The organism is Pseudomonas sp. LBUM920, assembly GCF_003852315.1.
Classification (GTDB): domain Bacteria; phylum Pseudomonadota; class Gammaproteobacteria; order Pseudomonadales; family Pseudomonadaceae; genus Aquipseudomonas.
In genome coordinates this window covers 3,578,698-3,596,970 of the sequence record NZ_CP027762.1, presented here as the reverse complement: position 1 = coordinate 3,596,970, position 18,273 = coordinate 3,578,698, and the positions used below count along the sequence as shown (strand labels likewise).

18 protein-coding genes are annotated in these 18,273 nt (G+C 62.0%); 13 read left to right on the top strand and 5 right to left on the bottom strand.

Features of this window, described 5'->3' with window-relative positions; genetic code table 11:
* The first annotated feature begins 3 nt into the window (after nt 1-3).
* The 6 genes from C4J83_RS16815 to dctM all read left to right on the top strand — a co-directional run bounded on the left by C4J83_RS16815 (nt 4) and on the right by dctM (nt 6,716).
* Nucleotides 4-1,353 (top strand): MmgE/PrpD family protein, encoded by a 1,350-nt coding sequence (locus C4J83_RS16815; protein ID WP_124417675.1) that lies wholly within the window; start codon nt 4-6, stop codon nt 1,351-1,353.
* A gap of 9 nt (nt 1,354-1,362) precedes the next feature.
* Entirely contained in the window at nt 1,363-2,556 is a 1,194-nt protein-coding gene (locus C4J83_RS16810) for a CaiB/BaiF CoA transferase family protein (protein WP_106578977.1), read from the top strand.
* A gap of 15 nt (nt 2,557-2,571) precedes the next feature.
* Entirely contained in the window at nt 2,572-3,387 is an 816-nt protein-coding gene (locus C4J83_RS16805; RefSeq protein ID WP_119739996.1) for an HpcH/HpaI aldolase/citrate lyase family protein, read from the top strand.
* 239 nt (nt 3,388-3,626) lie between these two features.
* Nucleotides 3,627-4,610 carry a TRAP transporter substrate-binding protein gene (locus C4J83_RS16800; protein ID WP_119739998.1) on the top strand — a complete coding sequence of 328 codons (984 nt, stop codon included), beginning with the start codon at nt 3,627-3,629 and terminating at the stop codon, nt 4,608-4,610.
* A gap of 193 nt (nt 4,611-4,803) precedes the next feature.
* Entirely contained in the window at nt 4,804-5,436 is a 633-nt protein-coding gene (locus C4J83_RS16795; protein ID WP_119740000.1) for a TRAP transporter small permease, read from the top strand.
* Entirely contained in the window at nt 5,436-6,716 is a 1,281-nt protein-coding gene (gene dctM / locus C4J83_RS16790) for a C4-dicarboxylate TRAP transporter large permease protein DctM (RefSeq protein ID WP_106578981.1), read from the top strand. The genes C4J83_RS16795 and dctM overlap by 1 nt, the downstream gene beginning before the upstream one ends.
* Nucleotides 6,717-6,834: 118 nt before the next feature.
* On the opposite strand, the gene ampC is transcribed toward dctM, so the two are convergent.
* Complete coding sequence (gene ampC, locus C4J83_RS16780; RefSeq protein ID WP_124417673.1) at nt 6,835-7,989, bottom strand: class C beta-lactamase; 1,155 nt, start codon at nt 7,987-7,989, stop codon at nt 6,835-6,837.
* A 128-nt stretch (nt 7,990-8,117) separates the two neighbouring features.
* Here ampC and C4J83_RS16775 point away from each other — a divergent pair, with 128 nt between their 5' ends.
* Entirely contained in the window at nt 8,118-9,008 is an 891-nt protein-coding gene (locus C4J83_RS16775) for a LysR family transcriptional regulator (RefSeq protein WP_124417672.1), read from the top strand.
* A gap of 75 nt (nt 9,009-9,083) precedes the next feature.
* A complete protein-coding gene (locus C4J83_RS16770; RefSeq protein ID WP_106578984.1) occupies nt 9,084-10,268 on the top strand; it encodes a DUF2252 domain-containing protein in 1,185 nt (394 codons plus the stop codon).
* 1,358 nt (nt 10,269-11,626) lie between these two features.
* On the opposite strand, the gene yghX is transcribed toward C4J83_RS16770, so the two are convergent.
* Complete coding sequence (gene yghX, locus C4J83_RS16765; protein ID WP_124417671.1) at nt 11,627-12,514, bottom strand: YghX family hydrolase; 888 nt, start codon at nt 12,512-12,514, stop codon at nt 11,627-11,629.
* Nucleotides 12,515-12,558: 44 nt separating this feature from the next.
* Entirely contained in the window at nt 12,559-13,053 is a 495-nt protein-coding gene (locus C4J83_RS16760; RefSeq protein ID WP_124417670.1) for a PaaI family thioesterase, read from the bottom strand.
* 121 nt (nt 13,054-13,174) lie between these two features.
* Here C4J83_RS16760 and C4J83_RS16755 point away from each other — a divergent pair, with 121 nt between their 5' ends.
* Nucleotides 13,175-13,741, top strand: a complete 567-nt coding sequence (locus C4J83_RS16755; RefSeq protein ID WP_164487943.1) for a YceI family protein — start codon at nt 13,175-13,177, stop codon at nt 13,739-13,741.
* On the opposite strand, the gene C4J83_RS16750 is transcribed toward C4J83_RS16755, so the two are convergent.
* Nucleotides 13,738-14,628: a DMT family transporter gene (locus tag C4J83_RS16750; protein ID WP_124417669.1), complete on the bottom strand. Its 891-nt coding sequence runs from the start codon at nt 14,626-14,628 to the stop codon at nt 13,738-13,740. The genes C4J83_RS16755 and C4J83_RS16750 overlap by 4 nt on opposite strands.
* A gap of 89 nt (nt 14,629-14,717) precedes the next feature.
* Here C4J83_RS16750 and C4J83_RS16745 point away from each other — a divergent pair, with 89 nt between their 5' ends.
* The gene (locus C4J83_RS16745; protein WP_124417668.1) at nt 14,718-16,043 is read left to right on the top strand and encodes an aminotransferase-like domain-containing protein; all 1,326 of its coding nucleotides are present in this window, start codon (nt 14,718-14,720) and stop codon (nt 16,041-16,043) included.
* 29 nt (nt 16,044-16,072) lie between these two features.
* Here the strand turns inward: C4J83_RS16745 and C4J83_RS16740 are convergent, their stop codons facing one another.
* Complete coding sequence (locus C4J83_RS16740) at nt 16,073-16,504, bottom strand: nuclear transport factor 2 family protein (protein ID WP_106578990.1); 432 nt, start codon at nt 16,502-16,504, stop codon at nt 16,073-16,075.
* A gap of 258 nt (nt 16,505-16,762) precedes the next feature.
* On the opposite strand from C4J83_RS16740, the gene C4J83_RS16735 reads away from it, so the two are divergent.
* Genes C4J83_RS16735 through C4J83_RS16725 form a run of 3 tightly spaced genes read left to right on the top strand, consistent with a single transcriptional unit; the run spans nt 16,763 to nt 18,193 of the window.
* Nucleotides 16,763-16,972: a DUF6434 domain-containing protein gene (locus C4J83_RS16735; RefSeq protein WP_124417667.1), complete on the top strand. Its 210-nt coding sequence runs from the start codon at nt 16,763-16,765 to the stop codon at nt 16,970-16,972.
* A 5-nt stretch (nt 16,973-16,977) separates the two neighbouring features.
* Entirely contained in the window at nt 16,978-17,448 is a 471-nt protein-coding gene (locus tag C4J83_RS16730) for a RidA family protein (protein ID WP_124417666.1), read from the top strand.
* Between the two features lie 7 nt (nt 17,449-17,455).
* A complete protein-coding gene (locus C4J83_RS16725) occupies nt 17,456-18,193 on the top strand; it encodes a CPBP family intramembrane glutamic endopeptidase (RefSeq protein ID WP_106578993.1) in 738 nt (245 codons plus the stop codon).
* The last annotated feature ends 80 nt before the right edge of the window (nt 18,194-18,273 follow it).

The window sequence follows — 18,273 nt, the reverse complement described above, 5'->3', positions numbered from 1 at the left end:
ACCATGAGCCATACCCAAGCCCTGTGTCGGTTCCTCGCCGAGTTGAACTACGAACAGTTGCCCGAAAACGTGCTGGCGCGCACCGAAGACCTGTACCTGGATTGGCTCGCCTGCGCATTGGCGAGCAAGGGCGCGCACCCGATTCCTTTGTTCGAGCGCTATGCGCACAAGATGGGCCCGAGCAGCGGCCCGGCGCAGATTATCGTCAGTGGCGCCAGCAGCAGCGCGTATTTCGCCGCGCTGGTAAACGGCGCTTCGTCCCATCTGGTGGAGCAGGATGACCTGCACAACAGCTCGGTGCTGCACCCGGCCACCGTGGTGTTTCCAGCAGCCTTGGCCGCCGCGCAAGACCTCGGCAAATCCGGTCGCGAGTTGCTGCTGGCGTCGGTGGCCGGTTATGAGGCCGGGATTCGCATCGGCGAATTCATGGGGCGTTCTCACTACCGCATCTTCCACACCACGGCGACTGTCGGCACCCTGGCGGCGGCCGTTGCGGTGGGCAAGCTGCTGGATTTCAACGAAGAACAATTCATCAATCTGCTCGGCAGCGCCGGCACACAGGCCGCTGGGCTGTGGGAGTTCCTGCGCGACGCTGCCGACTCCAAGCAACTGCACACCGCCAAGGCTGCCGCCGATGGTTTGCTCGCCGCGTACCTGACCGCGGACGGCCTGACCGGCGCGCGCAATATTCTTGAAGGCGACCAAGGGTTGGCCGCGGGCATGTCCAGTGATGCGCAGCCGAGCCAATTGTCGGCCGGCCTGGGCACGCGCTGGGCGCTGCTGGAAACCTCGTTCAAGTTTCACGCCTCGTGCCGCCACACCCATCCTGCCGCCGATGCGCTGTTGGATTTGATGCAGCGCGAAGGGCTGGGCGCCGATCACATTGCGCGCGTGGAAACCCGTGTGCATCAGGGCGCCATTGATGTACTGGGCCGCGTGGCAGTACCCACGACCGTGCACCAGGCCAAGTTCTCCATGGGCACGGTGCTCGGCCTGATCGCCGTGCATGGCAAGGCCGGGCTCACCGAGTTTCACCACCTGGCGCTGACCGATCCCGCCGTTGCGAGCTTTCGCGACAAGGTCAGCATGACGCTGGACCCAGAAGTGGACGGCGCCTACCCGCAACGCTGGCTGGGCCGTGTCAGCGTCACCACCACCAACGGGCGCACGCTGCACGGCGCCATCGATGAGCCCAAGGGCGACCCGGGCAACACCTTGAACCGTGAGGCGCTGGCGGACAAATTCCAGCGCCTGACCCACTTCAGCGGCGCCCGCACGCCGGCCCAGGCGGATGCATTGATCGATAAGGTCTGGAACCTGCGTAACGCCGCGTCCATGGCCCACTGGCTTTGAGGAATTGTGATGACTCATCAACGACCGCTGGACGGCATCACTGTCGTCAGCCTGGAACACGCGATTGCTGCGCCATTCTGCACGCGGCAACTGGCCGATTTGGGCGCCCGCGTCATCAAGATCGAACGCCCTGGCGCCGGTGATTTTGCCCGCGGCTACGACGAGCGCGTGCGCGGCCTGGCCTCGCATTTTGTGTGGACCAACCGCTCCAAGGAAAGCCTGACCCTGGACCTCAAGCAGGACGAGGCGGGCGCCATCCTCGACACCCTGCTGGCCGACGCCGACGTACTGGTGCAGAACCTCGCACCCGGCGCGGCCGCGCGCATGGGCTTGTCGTTTGAGGCGCTGCACGCGCGTTTCCCGCGGCTGATCGTCTGCGATATTTCCGGCTATGGCGAGGGCGGGCCTTACGAGAAGAAGAAGGCCTATGACTTGCTGATCCAGAGCGAGGGCGGCTTCCTGTCGGTGACCGGCGGCCCCGGTGACGACCAGATGGCCAAGGCCGGTTGTTCCATCGCCGATATCTCTGCGGGCATGTACGCCTACAGCGGCATCCTCTCGGCGCTGCTGCTGCGCGGCAAAACGGGCAAGGGCAGCCGCATCGACGTGAGCATGCTGGAAAGCCTGGTGGAGTGGATGGGCTACCCGATGTACTACGCGTTCGACGGCGCGCCGCAACCCCCGCGCGCCGGGGCGGCGCATTCGACGATTTACCCGTATGGGCCGTTTCCCACCGGCGACGGCGGCACGGTGATGCTCGGTTTGCAGAACGAGCGCGAATGGGCGGCGTTCTGCGACAAGGTGCTGCTCACGCCTGAATTGGCCACCGATGCGCGTTTCTCGGCCAACTTCAAGCGTTCGGCCAACCGTGAGGTGCTGCGCCAGATCATCGTCGACAGCTTCGCGCAGCTGGACGCCGAGGCGGTGATCCAGCGTTTGGAAGACGCGCAGATTGCCAGTGCGCGCGTCAACGACATGCAGGGCGTGTGGGACCACCCGCAGCTCAAGGCGCGAGGCAGCTGGCGCGAAGTCCAGAGCCCGGCCGGGCCATTGCCGTCGCTGCTGCCACCGGCGCGCAATGCCGCGTTTAGCCCGCGAATGGATGCCGTACCGGCGCTGGGGCAGCACAGCCAGGGCATCCTCGAACAGCTCGGCTACTCGGGTGAAGCCATCGATACTTTGCGTGCGCGCGGCGTTATCTAATAAGGAATTCAAGTGATGCCAAAGCCTTTGGTTCGTTCGGCCTTGTTTGTGCCCGGCAGTCGCCCGGAGCGGTTTGCCAAAGCGTTGGCCAGTGGCGCCGATGCGGTGATTGTCGATTTTGAAGACGCGGTCGAAGAACCGCTCAAACGCCAGGCGCGGGATAACCTCGGGGCGTTTCTGCAAGGCCATCTTCAGGCCCAGGTGTGGGTGCGTATCAACGCGCCGGAGCATGCCGAGCATGTTGCGGACGTGGCGTTCTGCAAAGCCCATGCAAATGTGGCAGGCGTGCTGCTGCCCAAGGTCGAGAGCGCGGCGCAGGTCGCCGTGGTCGCGGCCACCGGCAAACTGATCTGGCCGATTATCGAAAGTGCGCGGGGGTTGTTGGCGGTGGCTGAAATCGCTCGTGCGCCGCAGGTGGAGCGCCTGTCGTTTGGGGGCCTGGACCTGGCGCTGGACTTGAACCTGAGCAGCCATTCCGCGGCCGCACAGTTCGCCCTCGACCAGGCACGCCTGGCGTTGATCGTGCATTCGCGTGCGGCAGGCCTGGTTGCGCCGCTGGATGGCGTGCACCCGGCTATCGATGACCCGGAAGGTTTACGGCGTTCGATCCGGCACGCCTACGAGATGGGCTTTGCCGGCGCGTTGTGTATTCACCCCAAGCAGGTGGCGGTGATCCACGCGGCCCTGGCGCCGAGTGCTGAAGACCTGGCGTGGGCCAAACGCGTAGTGGATGCCGGCGCGCACGGGGCAGGGGCCTATCAGATTGATGGGCAGATGGTGGATGCGCCGGTGCTGCTGCGCGCACAGAGGTTGCTGGCGGCCCGACGCTGACTGACGAAACCGAATCAAAATGTGGGAGCGGGCTTGCCTGCGATTGCGGTGGCTCAGCTAACAAATCTACTGCCTGACACACCGCTATCGCAGGCAAGCCAGCTCCCACACTTGATCTTCACTGTTCTGAACATCGGCGTTCGTCCTAGCCGAACGCAGGTATCTAAAATTCGAAATTCACTACACACGTGACATCAGGCACCTTGCCCTACAACACAACAATAAGAAGGTGATTGTCCATGCTCAAGCTTTCTCGGGCGCTGCTGTGCGCCGCCACTTTGTTTGCCGCGGGCCTGGCCCAGGCGGCGGACCCGATTGTGATCAAGTTCGCCCACGTGGTCGCCGAAAACACCCCCAAAGGCCAGGGCGCGCTGCTGTTCAAGAAGCTCGCCGAAGAGCGCCTGCCGGGCCGCGTCAAGGTTGAGGTGTACCCCAACTCGTCGCTGTTCGGCGATGGCAAGGAGATGGAAGCGCTGTTGCTGGGCGACGTGCAGATGCTGGCGCCGTCCCTGGCCAAGTTCGAGCAGTACACCAAGCAAGTGCAGATTTACGACCTGCCGTTTTTGTTCAACGACCTGGCCGCCGTCGACCGCTTCCAGGCCGCCCAGGGCAAGGATCTGCTGACCTCGATGCAGGACAAGAACATCCTCGGCCTGGCGTATTGGCACAACGGCCTCAAGCAACTGTCCTCAAACAAAGCCCTGCACGAACCCAAGGACGCCCGTGGCCTGAAGTTCCGCGTGCAGGCTTCCAGCGTGCTTGAGGAGCAGTTCAAGGCGATCCGCGCCAACCCGCGCAAGATGAGCTTTGCCGAGGTCTACCAAGGCCTGCAGACCGGCACCGTCAATGGCACCGAGAACACCTGGTCGAACTATGAAAGCCAGAAGGTCAACGAGGTGCAGAAGTACTTCACCGAGTCCAACCACGGCCTGATCGATTACATGGTGATCACCAACGCCACGTTCTGGAACGGCCTGCCGCCGGACATCCGCGCCACCCTGGACCAGATCATGCTTGAGGTCACTGTGGAGGTGAACAAGCAGGCCGAGGCGCTGAACCAGTCGGCCAAGCAGAAGATCATCGACGCCAAGACCAGCGAAATCATCGAACTGACCCCCGAGCAACGCCAGCTCTGGCGCGAAGCCATGCGCCCGGTGTGGCAGAAGTTTGAGGGTGAGATTGGCGCTGACCTGATCAAGGCGGCGGACGCGTCCAACCAGTAGTTGGGCGAACACCCCAACCTACTGTGGAAACGGCTTTATGTGGGCGCTGGCTTACCTGCGATGCAGGCGACTCGGTGTATCTGTGGAACCGGGTTGATCCCATCGCGGGCAAGCCCGGCTCCCACAGTGGTTCGCTCACACCTGTTGATCCGGTTTCCACCCCGACATCATTCCCGCTTCGCGAGGTTTTGCCATGCAAACGCTAAGGCGCGTCTGGGAGCACCTGGAGGAAGGTTTTATCGCCTTCCTGCTGGCCGCCATGACCCTGGTGACATTTATCTACGTCATGCTCAACAACATCTACACGCTGTTCTTTTCCCTGGCGGACAAGTGGGCGTGGAGCAGCAATTTCTTCAATGCCCTGGGCGATCACACCATGACCTGGGCCCAGGACATGACCTGGAGCGTGGCGCTGACCAAGGCCATGTTCGGCTGGTTGATTTTCTTCGGCATCTCCTACGGTGTGCGCACTGCCGGCCACCTTGGCGTGGACGCGCTGGTCAAGCTGACCAGGCGCCCGGTGCAACGCTTGCTCGGCATGCTCGCGTGCCTGTGCTGCCTGGCCTACGCCGGGCTGTTCATGGTCGCCAGCTACAAGTGGGTGAGCGCGGTGATGAGCGCCCATATTGGCGCCGAAGACCTGGACCAATACGGCGTGGACGTCGGCGATATAGTGATCATCGTGCCGATTGGTTTTGCCCTGGTGTTCATCCGCTACCTGGAAATTTTCTACCGCATTTTCACCCACCGTCAGGTCGGGTTGGGCCTTGCCGACGAGGCCGGCGAGGCCAGCAAGTTGGCCGGCAGCCATGAGGAGCGTCACTGATGGCCGTGCTCTGTCTGTTTTTGCTGTTGTTTGTGTTCATGTTCCTGGGCGTGCCGATTGCGATTTCCCTCGGGCTGTCCGGCGCGGTGTCGATTTTGATGTTCAGCCAGGACTCGGTGAGTTCGCTGGCGATCAAGCTGTTTGAAACCTCCGACGCCTACACCTTTCTGGCGATTCCGTTCTTCCTGCTGTCCGGTGCGTTCATGACCACCGGCGGCGTGGCGCAGCGCTTGATCGACTTTGCCAACGCCTGTGTCGGCCACATCCGTGGCGGCCTGGCGATTGCGGCGGTGTTGGCGTGCATGCTGTTTGCCGCGCTGTCGGGCTCATCGCCGGCGACGGTGGCAGCGGTGGGTTCGATTGCCGTGGCGGGCATGGTGCGCTCCGGTTACCCGAAGGAATTCGGCGCGGGGATCATCTGCAATGCCGGCACCCTGGGCATTCTGATTCCGCCCTCGATAGTGATGGTGGTGTACTCGGCGGCCACCGAAACCTCGGTGGGCAAGCTGTTTATGGCCGGTGTCATTCCAGGCTTGCTGCTGGGCTTGATGTTGATGGTCGCGATCTACATCGTCGCGCGCATCAAGAAGCTGCCGGCTCAACCGCGTGCCACCTTTCGTGAATGGCTGACCTGTGCGCGTCGCGCCTTCTGGGGCTTGCTGTTGCTGGTGATCATCCTCGGCGGCATTTACAGCGGCATGTTCACCCCGACCGAAGCCGCAGCGGTGGCGGCGGTGTACTCGGCGTTCGTGGCCTTGTTCATCTACAAGGACATGAAGTTGCGTGACTGCCCCAAGGTGTTGCTGGAGTCCGGGCGCCTGGCGATCATGCTGATGTTTATCATCGCCAACGCCATGCTGTTCGCCCACGTGCTGACCACTGAACAGATCCCACAGGAAATCACGGCCTGGGTGATCTCTGAAGGCCTCACGCCGATCGGCTTTCTGATCATGGTCAATATCGTGTTGCTGGTGGCGGGCAGCTTTATGGAGCCGTCGGCCATTGTGTTGATCCTGGCGCCGATCTTCTTCCCGATTGCCATGAAGTTGGGCATCGACCCGATTCACCTGGGGATTGTGATGGTGGTGAATATGGAAATCGGCCTGGTGCACCCGCCCGTGGGGTTGAACCTGTTCGTGACCTCGGCGGTGACTGGCCTGACCTTGGGGCAGACCATCCGCGCGGCATTGCCGTGGCTGATGATCTTGCTGGTGTTCCTGATCATGGTGACTTACTTGCCGTTTATCTCGCTGGCGCTGCCGCACTGGTTGGGGATGTAGCACGGTCAAAAATGTGGACGCGGGCTTGCTCGCGAAAGCGGTGTGTCAGGCAACATTTTCACCGACTGACACTGCGCCTTCGCGAGCAAGCCCGCTCCCACAGTTGATGTTCGAGGCCTTAGTGATCTATCGCACTCAAGATCGCGTGTGCCACTTTGACTCGTTCAGCGTTGGGGTAATTCTTGTTCGCCAGCATCACCACGCCCATGTCCTTGCTCGGCACGTACACCACGTACGCCCCGAAACCGCCGGTCGAGCCGGTTTTGTTGTACAGCACGTTGGCCGGTTGCGGCTGTGCGGGCGTCAGCCAGTTGACCGTGTGGGGCTCCATCGCCATAGGCGTGGAGTTGCCCTCCAGCAAGGCTTGCAGCGTGACCGGGTAAGGGTAGCGCTCCCAGCCCAGGCCCTGGGTCATGCCGTTCACGGTGTAATAGCCCGCGTGGGTGGTGGCAATCGCCTGTTGCAGGGGTTTTTCCAGGGTTTGCGGGTGCATGTTCACCATCATGTAGTGAGCCAGGTCCTGGGCGCTGGTCTTGATGCCGTAGGCTTCGCTGTCCAGCGCGCCGGGGCTGACGCGTATGGGCTTCAGGTTCTTGTCATAACCTTGGGCGTACAGGCTGGATTTGTCGGCGGGCACGCTTATGTGGGTGTTGGTCAAGCCCAGCTTGGGCAGCAGGGTTTTTTCCATGGCCACGTTGAACGGCTGGCCCAGGCTTTGCGCCGCCAGATAGCCGAACAGCCCGATGCTTGGGTTGGAATACAGGCGTTGTGCGCCCGGTGCGTAAGTGGGCTTCCAGTGCTGAAAGTAGCCGAGCATGGCCTCGGCGCTGTCGGCAGCGTCGGGAAATTGCAGGGGCAGGCCGCCGGGGGTGTAGGTTGCCAGTTGCAGCAGGCTGATCTTGTCGAAGGCGCTGCCGGCCAATGCCGGCAGGTGCTGGCTGGCGGTGTCCGAGAGCTTGAGCTTGCCGGTCGCCTGGGCGTAGCCGCCGAGGGTGGCGGTGAAGGTTTTACTCACCGAGCCGACTTCAAACAGGGTGTTTTCGCTGACCGGCTGCTTGGATTCCTTTGATGCAGTGCCGTAGTTAAAGTATTGCACCTTGCCGTCCTGGACCACGGCGACCGCCAGGCCCGGAATGGCCTGTTGTTGCATCAACGGCTTTACGTTGGCATCTACCAAGGCCTGCAGGTCGGTGGCGGCGAGGCAGTTGCCGGCCGCCGCCAAGACGGCCAGCGCGGTTAAATTACGCACTCCAAACAGAAACAGTTGGGGCATGATGTGGCTTCCATGAGAATGATCGATTGAATAGATAGCCTGCGCAGGCGCCGCAAATGTAGGCAGTTTGCCCACTGCGAACAACCGATGATATCTCGCACCAGCCATTAGAAAATCTGGGGTCAAGCATGCTGCGTTCCCATCTGCCGCTCAATGCCTTGCGCGCCTTCGAGGCGTCGGCCCGCCATTTGAGTTTTACTCGCGCGGCCATTGAGCTGTGCGTGACCCAGGCGGCGGTCAGTCACCAAGTCAAAAGCCTGGAGGTCCAACTCAATGTAGTCTTGTTCAAGCGCCTGCCACGCGGCTTGATGCTGACCCGTGAAGGCGAAACGTTGCTGCCGGTGGTGCGTGAGTCGTTTGATCGTATTGCCCAGACCCTCAGCCAGTTCGAAGGCGGACATTACCGCGAAGTGCTCACGGTGGGGGCCGTCGGCACCTTTACCGTGGGCTGGTTGCTGCCACGCTTGCCGGACTTCCACGCGCGCTACCCGTTTATCGACCTGCGCCTGTCCACCCACAATAACCGCGTCGACGTGGCCGCCGAAGGCCTGGATTACGCGGTCCGCTTTGGTGCCGGCGCCTGGCACGGCACCGACGCCTGCGAGCTGCTGGCGGCGCCGTTGACCGTGCTGTGTACGCCAAGCATTGCCGAGCAGTTGCGCACGCCCGTCGATTTGTTGAAACACACCTTGCTGCGCTCCTACCGCGCCGATGAATGGAGCCTGTGGCTCCAGGCCGCCGGTTTGCCCGCCGATACCCTGATACCGCGCAGCATTGTGTTCGACTCTTCACTGGCAATGATGGAGGCGGCGCTGCAAGGCATCGGCGTTGCGCTGGCGCCGGCGATGATGTTTTCGCGGCAACTGGAAAGCGATGTGATCCGCCAGCCGTTCGACATCGGCATCACCACCGGCAGTTATTGGCTGACGCGCTTGCAGTCGCGGGCCGAAACCTCGGCGATGCTGGCGTTCAAGGCGTGGCTGCAGGACGTGTGTGCACAGCCGGGAAAACTGTCTTAATGCCACTATCTTGAAACAAAATGAAACATCTCTTGGCGGCGAAGCTCTACTGTATCTCCCGCACTGAGTTCATCCATGAAGACCCCGCGCCCCGCCGACCGCATGCCCCACCTCACGCAACTGCGCAATTTGAAAATGGCGCGCTCTGCCCACGCCTATGTGCGCGGCAGCACGGTGCAGTTTTATGAATGGCTGCACAGCCAGCCCGGTCGTCGCTTGCCGCATGGTCCGGCGATTTGGATTTGCGGCGACTGCCACGCAGGCAATCTGGGCCCGACCGGCGATATCAAGGGCCGTATCGACATGCACATCCGCGACCTTGACCAGACCGTGATCGGCAATCCGGCGCACGACCTGGTGCGCCTGGCCTTGTCGTTGGCCACCGCCGCCCGCGGCTCGGACCTGCCGGGGGTGACCACCGCGCGCATGCTCGAAGAGATGATCGGCGGCTACGAACAAGCCTTCAAAGACAAGCCCGACGAAGCACCGCCACGCCCCTCCCAGGTCAAGGCCGGCATGCGCAGCGCGGTGGAGCGCACCTGGAAAAACCTGGCGCGTGAACGTATTGAAAACGTGCGGCCGACGATTCCACTGGGCAAGCACTTCTGGGCTTTGTCGCGGGCCGAAAAGGGCGCCCTGCAAACCCTCTGCGCCTCGGATGAAATCCACCAGTTGGTCACCTCGCTCAAAGGCCGGCCCAAAGACGCCAAGGTCGAACTGCTGGACTCAGCCTATTGGGTCAAGGGCTGCAGTTCCCTCGGCTTGCTGCGCTATGCAGCACTGCTGGGCGTTGGTGACAAGGATGATCAGGAATATTGCCTGATCGATATCAAGGAGGCGGTTGGCGCGGCTGCACCGCGTACACCGCGCGCGAAGATGCCCCGCGACAATGGGCGGCGGGTGGTGGAGGGCGCGCGTCAGCTGTCACCGGGCCTCGGAGAACGCATGCTGGCGACGCGTTTTCTCGATCATGGGTTTTTTATCCGTGAGTTGCTGCCCCAGGACATGAAGCTGGAACTGGATGAACTCAGCGAAACCGACGCCATGCACGCCGCCGGTTACCTGGCCCGCGTGGTCGGCATCGCCCATGCCCGGCAGATGGACCGTGACACGCGCAAGCAGTGGATGGCGGTGCTGCAGGAAAACCGCTCCAAACAGTTGGATGCGCCGTCATGGTTATGGACCAGTGTGGTGCAGTTGGTGGGGAGTCATGAGCAGGGTTATCTCAACCATTGCCGGCGGTATGCCCTCGAGCACTGATCTGGAAAACAGCGACTACTCCATGTGGGAGCGGGCTTGCTCGCGAAGGCTGTGTGCCAGCCGGCTGATTCGGCGCTGACCCACCGCCTTCGCGGGCAAGCCCGCTCCCACATGGGTTCTGTGTCGTGACAGGAGAAGCGGGGTTATTTCCAAGCTGAGCACAGAGGCGGGGTCAGGCCCCGGTTCTAGCATTAACCGTGGTCTGACCCTTATTTCCCTGTTGGTGGGGAGTCATGAGCAGGGTTATCTCAACCATTGCCGGCGGTATGCCCTCGAACACTGATCTGGAAAACAGCGACTACTCGATGTGGGAGCGGGCTTGCCCGCGAAGGCGGTGTGCCAGCCGGCTGATTAGGCGCTGACCCACCGCGCAGAGGCGGGGTCAGACCCCGGTTCTAGCAAGACCCCGGTTCTCGCATTAACCGTGGTCTGACCCTTATTTCTTCATCTGGAAGACAGCGACTACTCGATGTGGGAGCGGGCTTGCTCGCGAAGGCTGTGTGCCAGCCGACTGATTGGGCGCTGACCCACCGCATTCGCGGGCAAGCCCGCTCCCACATGGGTTCTGTGTCGTGACAGGAGAAGCGGGATTATTTCCAAGCTGGGCGCTGGCTAGTTATGGCGAGCGGGCTTGCCCCGCGTTGGGCTGCGCAGCAGCCCCAGAACAGTCACCGCGCTTCTCCAGACAAATTGAGTCGTCAGGTTTCAGGGCCGCTTCGCGCCCCAACGCGGGCAAGCCCGATCGCTACTATTAACCGCAGGTTTCGCAGAGGCGGGGTCAGACCCCGGTTCTAGCATTAACCGTGGTCTGACCCTTATTTCTTCCAACCATTGCCGGCGGTATGCCCTCGAACACTGATCTGGAAAACAGCGACTACCCCATGTGGGAGCGGGCTTGCCCGCGAATGCGGTGGGTCAGCGCCCAATCAGCCGGCTGGCACACCGCCTTCGCGAGCAAGCCCGCTCCCACATGGGTTCTGTGTCGTGACAGGAGAAGCGGGGATTATTTCCAAGCTGAGCGCAGAGGCGGGGTCAGACCCCGGTTCTAGTATTAACCGTGGTCTGACCCTTATTTCCCTTTGTGGCGAGCGGGCTTGCCCCGCGTTGGGCTGCGCAGCAGCCCCAGAACAGTCACCGCGCTTCTCCAGACAAATTGAGTCGTCAGGTTTTGGGGCCGCTTCGCGCCCCAACGCAGCGCAGAGGCGGGGTCAGACCCCGGTTCTAGCATTAACCGTGGTCTGACCCTTATTTCCTTCGCTCCCACATGGGTTCTGTGTCGTGACAGGAGAAGCGGGGGTTATTTCCAAGCTGAGCGCTGACTTGTTGTGGCGAGCCAGCTTCCACATTTCAGATCGGGGCTAGGCCAGGTATTTGTGGAACCAGACTAGGGTTCTTTCCCACGCCAGATTCGCCGCCGCCTCGTCATACCGGGGCGTTGAGTCATTGTGAAACCCGTGGTTGGCGCCCTTGTAGATGTACGCCTCGTACGTCGTGCCCGCCGCCTTCAACGCCTTTTCATACGCCGGCCAACCTTCGTTGATGCGCGTATCCAGCTCGCCGTAGTGCAGCATGATCGGCGCCTTGATGCGCGGCACATCTTTGGCCTCCGGCTGTTTGCCGTAGAACGACACCGCCGCGCCCAACTCCGGATAGGCTACCGCCGCCGCATTGGTCACGCCGCCGCCATAGCAAAAGCCGGTAATCCCGACTTTGCCGGTGCTGTTGTCGTGGTGCATCAGCCATTCGATGGCGGCGAAGAAGTCGTTCATGAGTTTTTCGGGGTCGACTTTCTGTTGCAGTTCCACGCCTTTTTCATCGTTGCCGGGGTAGCCGCCCATCGAGGTCAGGCCGTCCGGCGCCAGGGCGATGAAGCCGGCTTTGGCCAGGCGGCGGGCGACGTCTTCGATGTAGGGGTTCAGGCCACGGTTTTCGTGAACCACCACCACCGCCGGCACCTTGCCGCTGGCCTTGGCCGGGCGTACCAGGTAGCCGCGCACCGTGCCGTTGCCTTTGGGCGAGGGGTAGGTGATGTAGTCGGCGATGATCTCCGGGTCGGTAAACTTGACCTGTTCGGCCAGCGCGTAGTTGGGGCTCAGGGCCGCCAGCAGCGCAGAGGCGGTGAGGCCGCCAAAGGTGAACAGTGCGGCGCGGTCGAGAAATTCGCGGCGGTTGAGCTTGCCATGGGCGTAGCCGTCGTAGAGTTCCAGCAGTTCGGGGGCAAAGTCTTTCGCGGTGAGACGAGTCATCGGTGCATTCCTCGATTAGCGGTGGCAATCAATGTAGACCAGGATCAGCCCGCGCGACCATGGGCGGCAGCCGCCAGTTGGCCGGTATCGACGCGCACGAACACCGAGTCACCGATGGCGGTGAGCACCTCACCGGCGTACACCTCGCAGACCACGCGGCTCTTGCGCCCCACCTCGCCCTCAACCCGCGCGCGCAGGCTCAGCGTGACGCCCATGGGCGTGGGCTTGATGAATTTGATGCCGAGGTTGCCGGTGACGCAATCGATGCGCGGCGAGCTGCCGGGTTCACGTTGCTCGGCGCGGTAGTGATAAGCCATGGCCGTCCAGTTGGAATGGCAGTCCACCAGCATGGCGATCAGGCCGCCGTAGACCAGATCGGGCCAGCCGCTGTATTTGGCCTCGGGCTGATGCTCGGCGATGACGTGGATGCCATCGGCGTCCCAACGGCTTTTGATGTGCAGGCCATGCGGGTTGCTGCCGCCGCAGCCGTAGCAGATGCCTTCGGGGGCGGTGGTGTCCTGCAGAGAAGGGGTGGGCATGAAAAGTCCTTATTGTTTTTCGCGACTACTCTGTTTAGCAGGACGCGCGCCCGATGGGAATAAATCCATGCCATGGCGTGTTAGCTCAGCACGTGTGTCCTTTTCTCTCGCGGAGCGTTTCATGAAGCGTCGAATGTCCAAGGTGTTCTTGCTGGCCCTCGTCTTCGGTTGGTTTTCCAGCGCGCAGGCTGTGGAATACAAAGACGTCAACCGCACCGCCAGCCAGATCAGCTTTACCTTCCAGCAGTTCGGGCAGCGAGTGTATGGCACCTTCAGCGACTTTGAAGGCACCCTGACGTTCGATACGCAAAAGCCCGAGGCGGCGCATGCGTTGCTCAAGATCCAGCTCGCCAGCATCGACGCAGGCAGCCCGGACGCCAATACCCAACTGCAACAGCCCGCGTGGTTCGACACCACGGCCTATCCGGTCGGCGTGTATGAATCCAACGGCGCCACCGCACTGGGCGACAACCGCTACACGATCGCCGGCAACCTGACGATCAAGGGCATCACGCGGCCGGTGGACATCACTGTGCTGCTCAAGGAGCAAAGCGGCATCGGCGTGTTCGACGGTGAGTTCGTGCTCAAGCGCGACGACTTCAAGATTGGCGAAGGTGAGTGGGCGGGCAACAGCGTGGTGTCCAACGACATCACCATCAAGTTCAAGATGGTCGCGCCGCAGCGTTAACGTGCAAACCGTTTCGCGCCGGCCACGCAGCCGATCACCGCAACCGTTACCAGCACCATGCCCAGGCTGACCTGCTCATGCAGCAGGCCCGCCGCCAGCGCCAGGCCGAAGAAGGGTTGCAGCAACTGCAGCTGGCCGACGGCGGCGATGCCACCCTGAGCCAGGCCGCGGTACCAGAACACAAAGCCGATGAGCATGCTGAACAACGCCACATAGCCCAGGCTCAGCCAAGCCGGCAGGCTGATGCCGCTGAAGGTTGCGGGGGCGAGGATCAGACTCAGCGGCGCCACCACCGGCAGCGACACCACCAGCGCCCAGCAGATCACCTGCCACCCGCCCAGGGTGCGTGACAATTTGGCGCCCTCGGCATAGCCCAAACCGCATGCCAGCACCGCCAACAGCATCAGCACGTCACCCACGGGCGCGGCGCTCAAGCCTTGGGCGACGGCGTAGCCCATCACCAACAGGCTGCCGAGTATCGAAAACAGCCAGAACACCGGGCGCGGCCGCTCGCCGCCACGCAGCACGCCGAACACCGCCGTGGCCAGTGGCAGCAGGCCGATGAAGACGATGGAGTGCGCCGAGGTGACGTATTGCAACGCCAGTGCCGTGAGCAGCGGAAAGCCAATCACCACGCCGAGCGCGACGATTGCCAGCGGCATCCCTTGCGCGCGCGATGGGCGTTTCTCCTTGAACAGTCTCAGCAGGCACAGCCCCAGCGCGGCGGCGAGGGTGGCGCGGATCATGGTCAGGAATACCGGGTTGAACTCCATCACCGCCAGGCGCGTGGCCGGCAGTGAGCCGCTGAAAATGAGCACGCCGATAAAACCGTTGATCCAACCTTGAGTGCTGCTGTCGAGCCTGTTGAGGCCAAAGGTGCGTTCCATGAGGGCGTGCCTGAAAAGGATAAGTTGCGTTCGGCCATCCTAGGGTCGAAGATTAAGACAATCAAAAAATTGTCATGGATACATCGCTTATGCCACGTGCTCGCTACAAGTCGCTGGTCGATGCGTTTGCCGGGGATATCCGCAGCGGTGCGCTGCCACCCGGCACGCGTCTGCCCACCCACCGCCAATTGGCCGCCGACCATGGCCTGGCGCTGGTCACGGCCAGCCGTGTGTACAGCGAGCTTGAGGCGATGGGCCTGGTCAGTGGCGAAACCGGGCGCGGCACTTTCGTGCGCGAAATCTCGTTGCCGCCGGGGCAGGGCAGTGGGCAGATGACGGTAGCGACGGGCATGCTCGACCTCAATTTCAACTACCCGTCGCTGCCGGGCCAGGCCGATTTGCTGCGTACGGCGTTGCGCCAATTGGCGCTGTCGGGCGACCTGGAGGCGCTTCTGCGCTACCAGCCCCATGCCGGCCGCCTGCACGAGCGGGCAGCGGTGGCGCGGCATCTGTTGAGCCGAGGGCTGGTGGTGGAGGCCGAGCAAGTGCTGGTGGTCAGCGGTGCCCAGCACGGCTTGGCGGTGACGATGATGGCATTGCTCAAGCCGGGGGATGTGATTGCCGTCGATGCCCTGACGTATTCAGGCTTTAAGGTGCTGGCCGAAACCCTGCACCTTGAAATCGTCGCGATCCCGGTCACCGCCAGTGGCCCGGACCTGGACGCCCTGCAACGCCTGTGCAGCAAACGGCCGGTGCGCGCGGTGTACAGCATTCCGACCTTGCATAACCCGTTGGGTTGGGTGATGAGCCTGGAACAGCGCGAGGGATTAGTCGGCATTGCCCGACAACACAATCTGATGATCATCGAGGACGCGGCCTACGCGTTTCTGGCGCAGGAGGCGCCGCCCCCATTGGCAACCCTGGCGCCTGAGCGCACGGTGTACGTCGGCGGGTTTTCCAAGAGCGTCGCGACCGGGTTGCGGGTCGGCTTTATTGTCGCGCCCCCGGCCTGGGTAAAGAAACTGGAACGCACCATCATGGCCACCACCTGGAACGTACCCGGCGTCATGAGTGCGATGGCCGTGGCCTGGATCGAGGACGGCACGGTCGATCAGTTGGAAGCGCAAAAGCGCCAGGATGCCAAAGCGCGACAGGCTTTGGCGGCGCACGTGCTCAAGGGCGTGCATTACATCAGCCACCCGTCATCGTATTTTCTGTGGTTGCCGCTGGGTGAAGAGGCCAGGGCCGATCAAATCGCCATGGCCTTGCAGCGCGAAGGCATTTCGGTGTCCACCGCCGAGCCGTTTGCGGTTTCGGCAACCGTGCCCCACGCGCTGCGTTTGGCGTTGGGCTCGGTGAGCATGTCGGCGCTGCGCGAGGCGCTGGTGAAGGTCCGCGAGGTGGTGCAATGGTGAGCTGACCCGCGCCAGCTCACCACCGGTCATCAGTATTTGTAAGCCTGGCGCCCGATCAGCAGCCACTTGCCTTTTTGCTTCTGCCAGACCTGGAAGTTGTCGATGTCGGTCGGCGTGTCTACGCCACTGTTCACCGCCAGTGCGTGAAAGTGGTTACGCACCAGGGCCGTGTCGCCGTCGAGGGTAATGGTCTGGTTCTGCATTTCGAGGGTCTTGAACGCGCTGGTGTGGGTTTCCAGATCAGCAATGAATTGCGCTTTGTTCTGCACCTTGCCGCTGGAGTGGCCGTAGGTGAGTTTGTCGGAGGTCAGCGCATGAAGCTGCTTGAGGTCCAGGTGCAACATGGCTTGGGTCAGTTGGTCGACCGCTTGGGCCACATCCTTTTCGGCGGGGGCAGGCGCTGCTGCGACGTAGCCGGTGAACAGGCACAGAAAACCGATCAGCACTTTGACGTTTTGCATGGGTGTTTCCTTATTGTTGTTGGGGTCGGGCACGATTATTTAAGTCGTCGTACAACCATGCAATATTTCTGATGGGGAAGGAAAGTGAAATTTTGAAATATGTTGAAAAGGTTAGGCGATGACGCGTTATAAGCGCTTTATAGTCTTGTACGACATCTCAACACATCGTGTAGGGGTGTGAGTTTTACCGTGCCGCTTCCTGCTCAAGTAGCACATCGCTATGCTACTGCCGACACAACAAGAACCCCCGAGGGAAAAGTGGATTTTAACTGGCACAGCGACGTTATTACCCGCGCCACCCCCGTCACCCCACACTACAAAAATACCCAGAACGTTCGCCGTTTCATGCTTGAACACTGCGGGCCGGGGTTCAAGTTCGACCGGCCCTTCATGGCCTGGATTCGCAGCGACATCCCCAAGACCCTGAGCGATGTGGTGGATGAGTGGCAACGTCGCAACGAGGTTTGACGAGCATGACAGCAGACGAAAAATACCAGGCAGCCCAGCAGCGCCTCGGCTATCAACTGGACGAGTTCAAAATCGGTGGCAACTACACACCCTTGGTGCGCGATGGTCACCACCTGTACATCAGCGGCCAGATCCCCCGGGTCGGCGACACGATCGTGCTGCCCGGCAGAGTCGGCGAAAGCCTGACCCTGGCCCAGGCGCAAATCGCCGCCGGCATCAGCGCGCTGCGTTGCCTGGGCTTGCTCAAGCAGGCATTGGGCTCGCTGGATCAAGTCAAGGCCATCGCACGTATCACCGTGTACGTGCGCAGCGCCGAAGACTTTGATCAGCAAAGCGAGGTGGCCAACGGTGCGTCGGACCTGCTGCATGAAATTCTCGGCAGCGCCGGCACGCACACCCGCACGTCGGTGGGGGTGATGCAGTTGCCGAAATCGGCAGCGGTCGAGATCGACATGATTGCTGTCGCCCACGGTTGAGGCCGGCATGATCACCCAAGGCATGGGCGTACTGACCAACTACGGCGTTCACCTGGCGCCGGGGCTGGTGCTGTTTGGGCTGTGGTTTGCGCTGACGCCCAGGGCGATGCTGGCGATGCGCATCCTGATCCTGCTGACGGCATTTGTGTTGATGCGTGACGCGATGACGCCGCTCGGGATGTGGTCGCTCAGCAGCGAGGTGCAGATCGCGTTCAGCGCGAATGCCTTTGTATTGGCGGCGCTGGGTGGGATGTCAGTGCTGCTGATTATGGTGCTTGCACGCACGGCGCCGGAGTTATGGCGGCTGATGCGCTGGACCATCGGCAATCCTGCGCTGGGTTTGGCCGTGGGGCTTGTGGTGGGCTGTTTGCTCGGTGTGCCGCTGCGGGTTTACCAGGGCATCGAGGCGTTCGAGATTCACGGCTACTGGGTCTGGCTGCCGGGGATGGTGGTGCTGGCCTATGGCGCGAATGCGTTGGAGGAGGTGCTGTTTCGCGGGTTTTTGCAGGGCTACCTCGAACAGCAGGTGACGCCATTGCGCGCGGCATTGATCAGCGGCGTAGCCTTTGCGGCCTGCCACGCGTTTCTGGCCTTGAGTGTCACCCAGTTGGGCTGGCCGGTATTGCTGTTCACCCTGATCGAAGGCCTGGCCTGCGCGCTGGTGCGCATGCGCTATGGCGTGTTGCCGGCAACCGTGGCCCATGGCACGGCCATCCTGTTGATTGCCGTGCCCTACCTGACTTGATGTGAAATGCAGTAAAACTTGTGGGAGCGGGCTTAGCCAGCTGCTGATCGGCGTGGCCTGAAATGCAGTCAACACTGTGG

Excerpts from the sequence above, each read along its gene's own strand:
- C4J83_RS16815 (WP_124417675.1), top strand. The coding sequence starts at position 4 with ATGAGCCATACCCAAGCCCTGTGTCGGTTCCTCGCCGAGTTGAACTAC.
- C4J83_RS16810 (WP_106578977.1), top strand. The coding sequence starts at position 1,363 with ATGACTCATCAACGACCGCTGGACGGCATCACTGTCGTCAGCCTGGAA.
- C4J83_RS16805 (WP_119739996.1), top strand. The coding sequence starts at position 2,572 with ATGCCAAAGCCTTTGGTTCGTTCGGCCTTGTTTGTGCCCGGCAGTCGC.
- C4J83_RS16800 (WP_119739998.1), top strand. The coding sequence starts at position 3,627 with ATGCTCAAGCTTTCTCGGGCGCTGCTGTGCGCCGCCACTTTGTTTGCC.
- C4J83_RS16795 (WP_119740000.1), top strand. The coding sequence starts at position 4,804 with ATGCAAACGCTAAGGCGCGTCTGGGAGCACCTGGAGGAAGGTTTTATC.
- dctM (WP_106578981.1), top strand. The coding sequence starts at position 5,436 with ATGGCCGTGCTCTGTCTGTTTTTGCTGTTGTTTGTGTTCATGTTCCTG.
- ampC (WP_124417673.1), bottom strand. The coding sequence starts at position 7,989 with ATGCCCCAACTGTTTCTGTTTGGAGTGCGTAATTTAACCGCGCTGGCC.
- C4J83_RS16775 (WP_124417672.1), top strand. The coding sequence starts at position 8,118 with ATGCTGCGTTCCCATCTGCCGCTCAATGCCTTGCGCGCCTTCGAGGCG.
- C4J83_RS16770 (WP_106578984.1), top strand. The coding sequence starts at position 9,084 with ATGAAGACCCCGCGCCCCGCCGACCGCATGCCCCACCTCACGCAACTG.
- yghX (WP_124417671.1), bottom strand. The coding sequence starts at position 12,514 with ATGACTCGTCTCACCGCGAAAGACTTTGCCCCCGAACTGCTGGAACTC.
- C4J83_RS16760 (WP_124417670.1), bottom strand. The coding sequence starts at position 13,053 with ATGCCCACCCCTTCTCTGCAGGACACCACCGCCCCCGAAGGCATCTGC.
- C4J83_RS16755 (WP_164487943.1), top strand. The coding sequence starts at position 13,175 with ATGAAGCGTCGAATGTCCAAGGTGTTCTTGCTGGCCCTCGTCTTCGGT.
- C4J83_RS16750 (WP_124417669.1), bottom strand. The coding sequence starts at position 14,628 with ATGGAACGCACCTTTGGCCTCAACAGGCTCGACAGCAGCACTCAAGGT.
- C4J83_RS16745 (WP_124417668.1), top strand. The coding sequence starts at position 14,718 with ATGCCACGTGCTCGCTACAAGTCGCTGGTCGATGCGTTTGCCGGGGAT.
- C4J83_RS16740 (WP_106578990.1), bottom strand. The coding sequence starts at position 16,504 with ATGCAAAACGTCAAAGTGCTGATCGGTTTTCTGTGCCTGTTCACCGGC.
- C4J83_RS16730 (WP_124417666.1), top strand. The coding sequence starts at position 16,978 with ATGACAGCAGACGAAAAATACCAGGCAGCCCAGCAGCGCCTCGGCTAT.
- C4J83_RS16725 (WP_106578993.1), top strand. The coding sequence starts at position 17,456 with ATGATCACCCAAGGCATGGGCGTACTGACCAACTACGGCGTTCACCTG.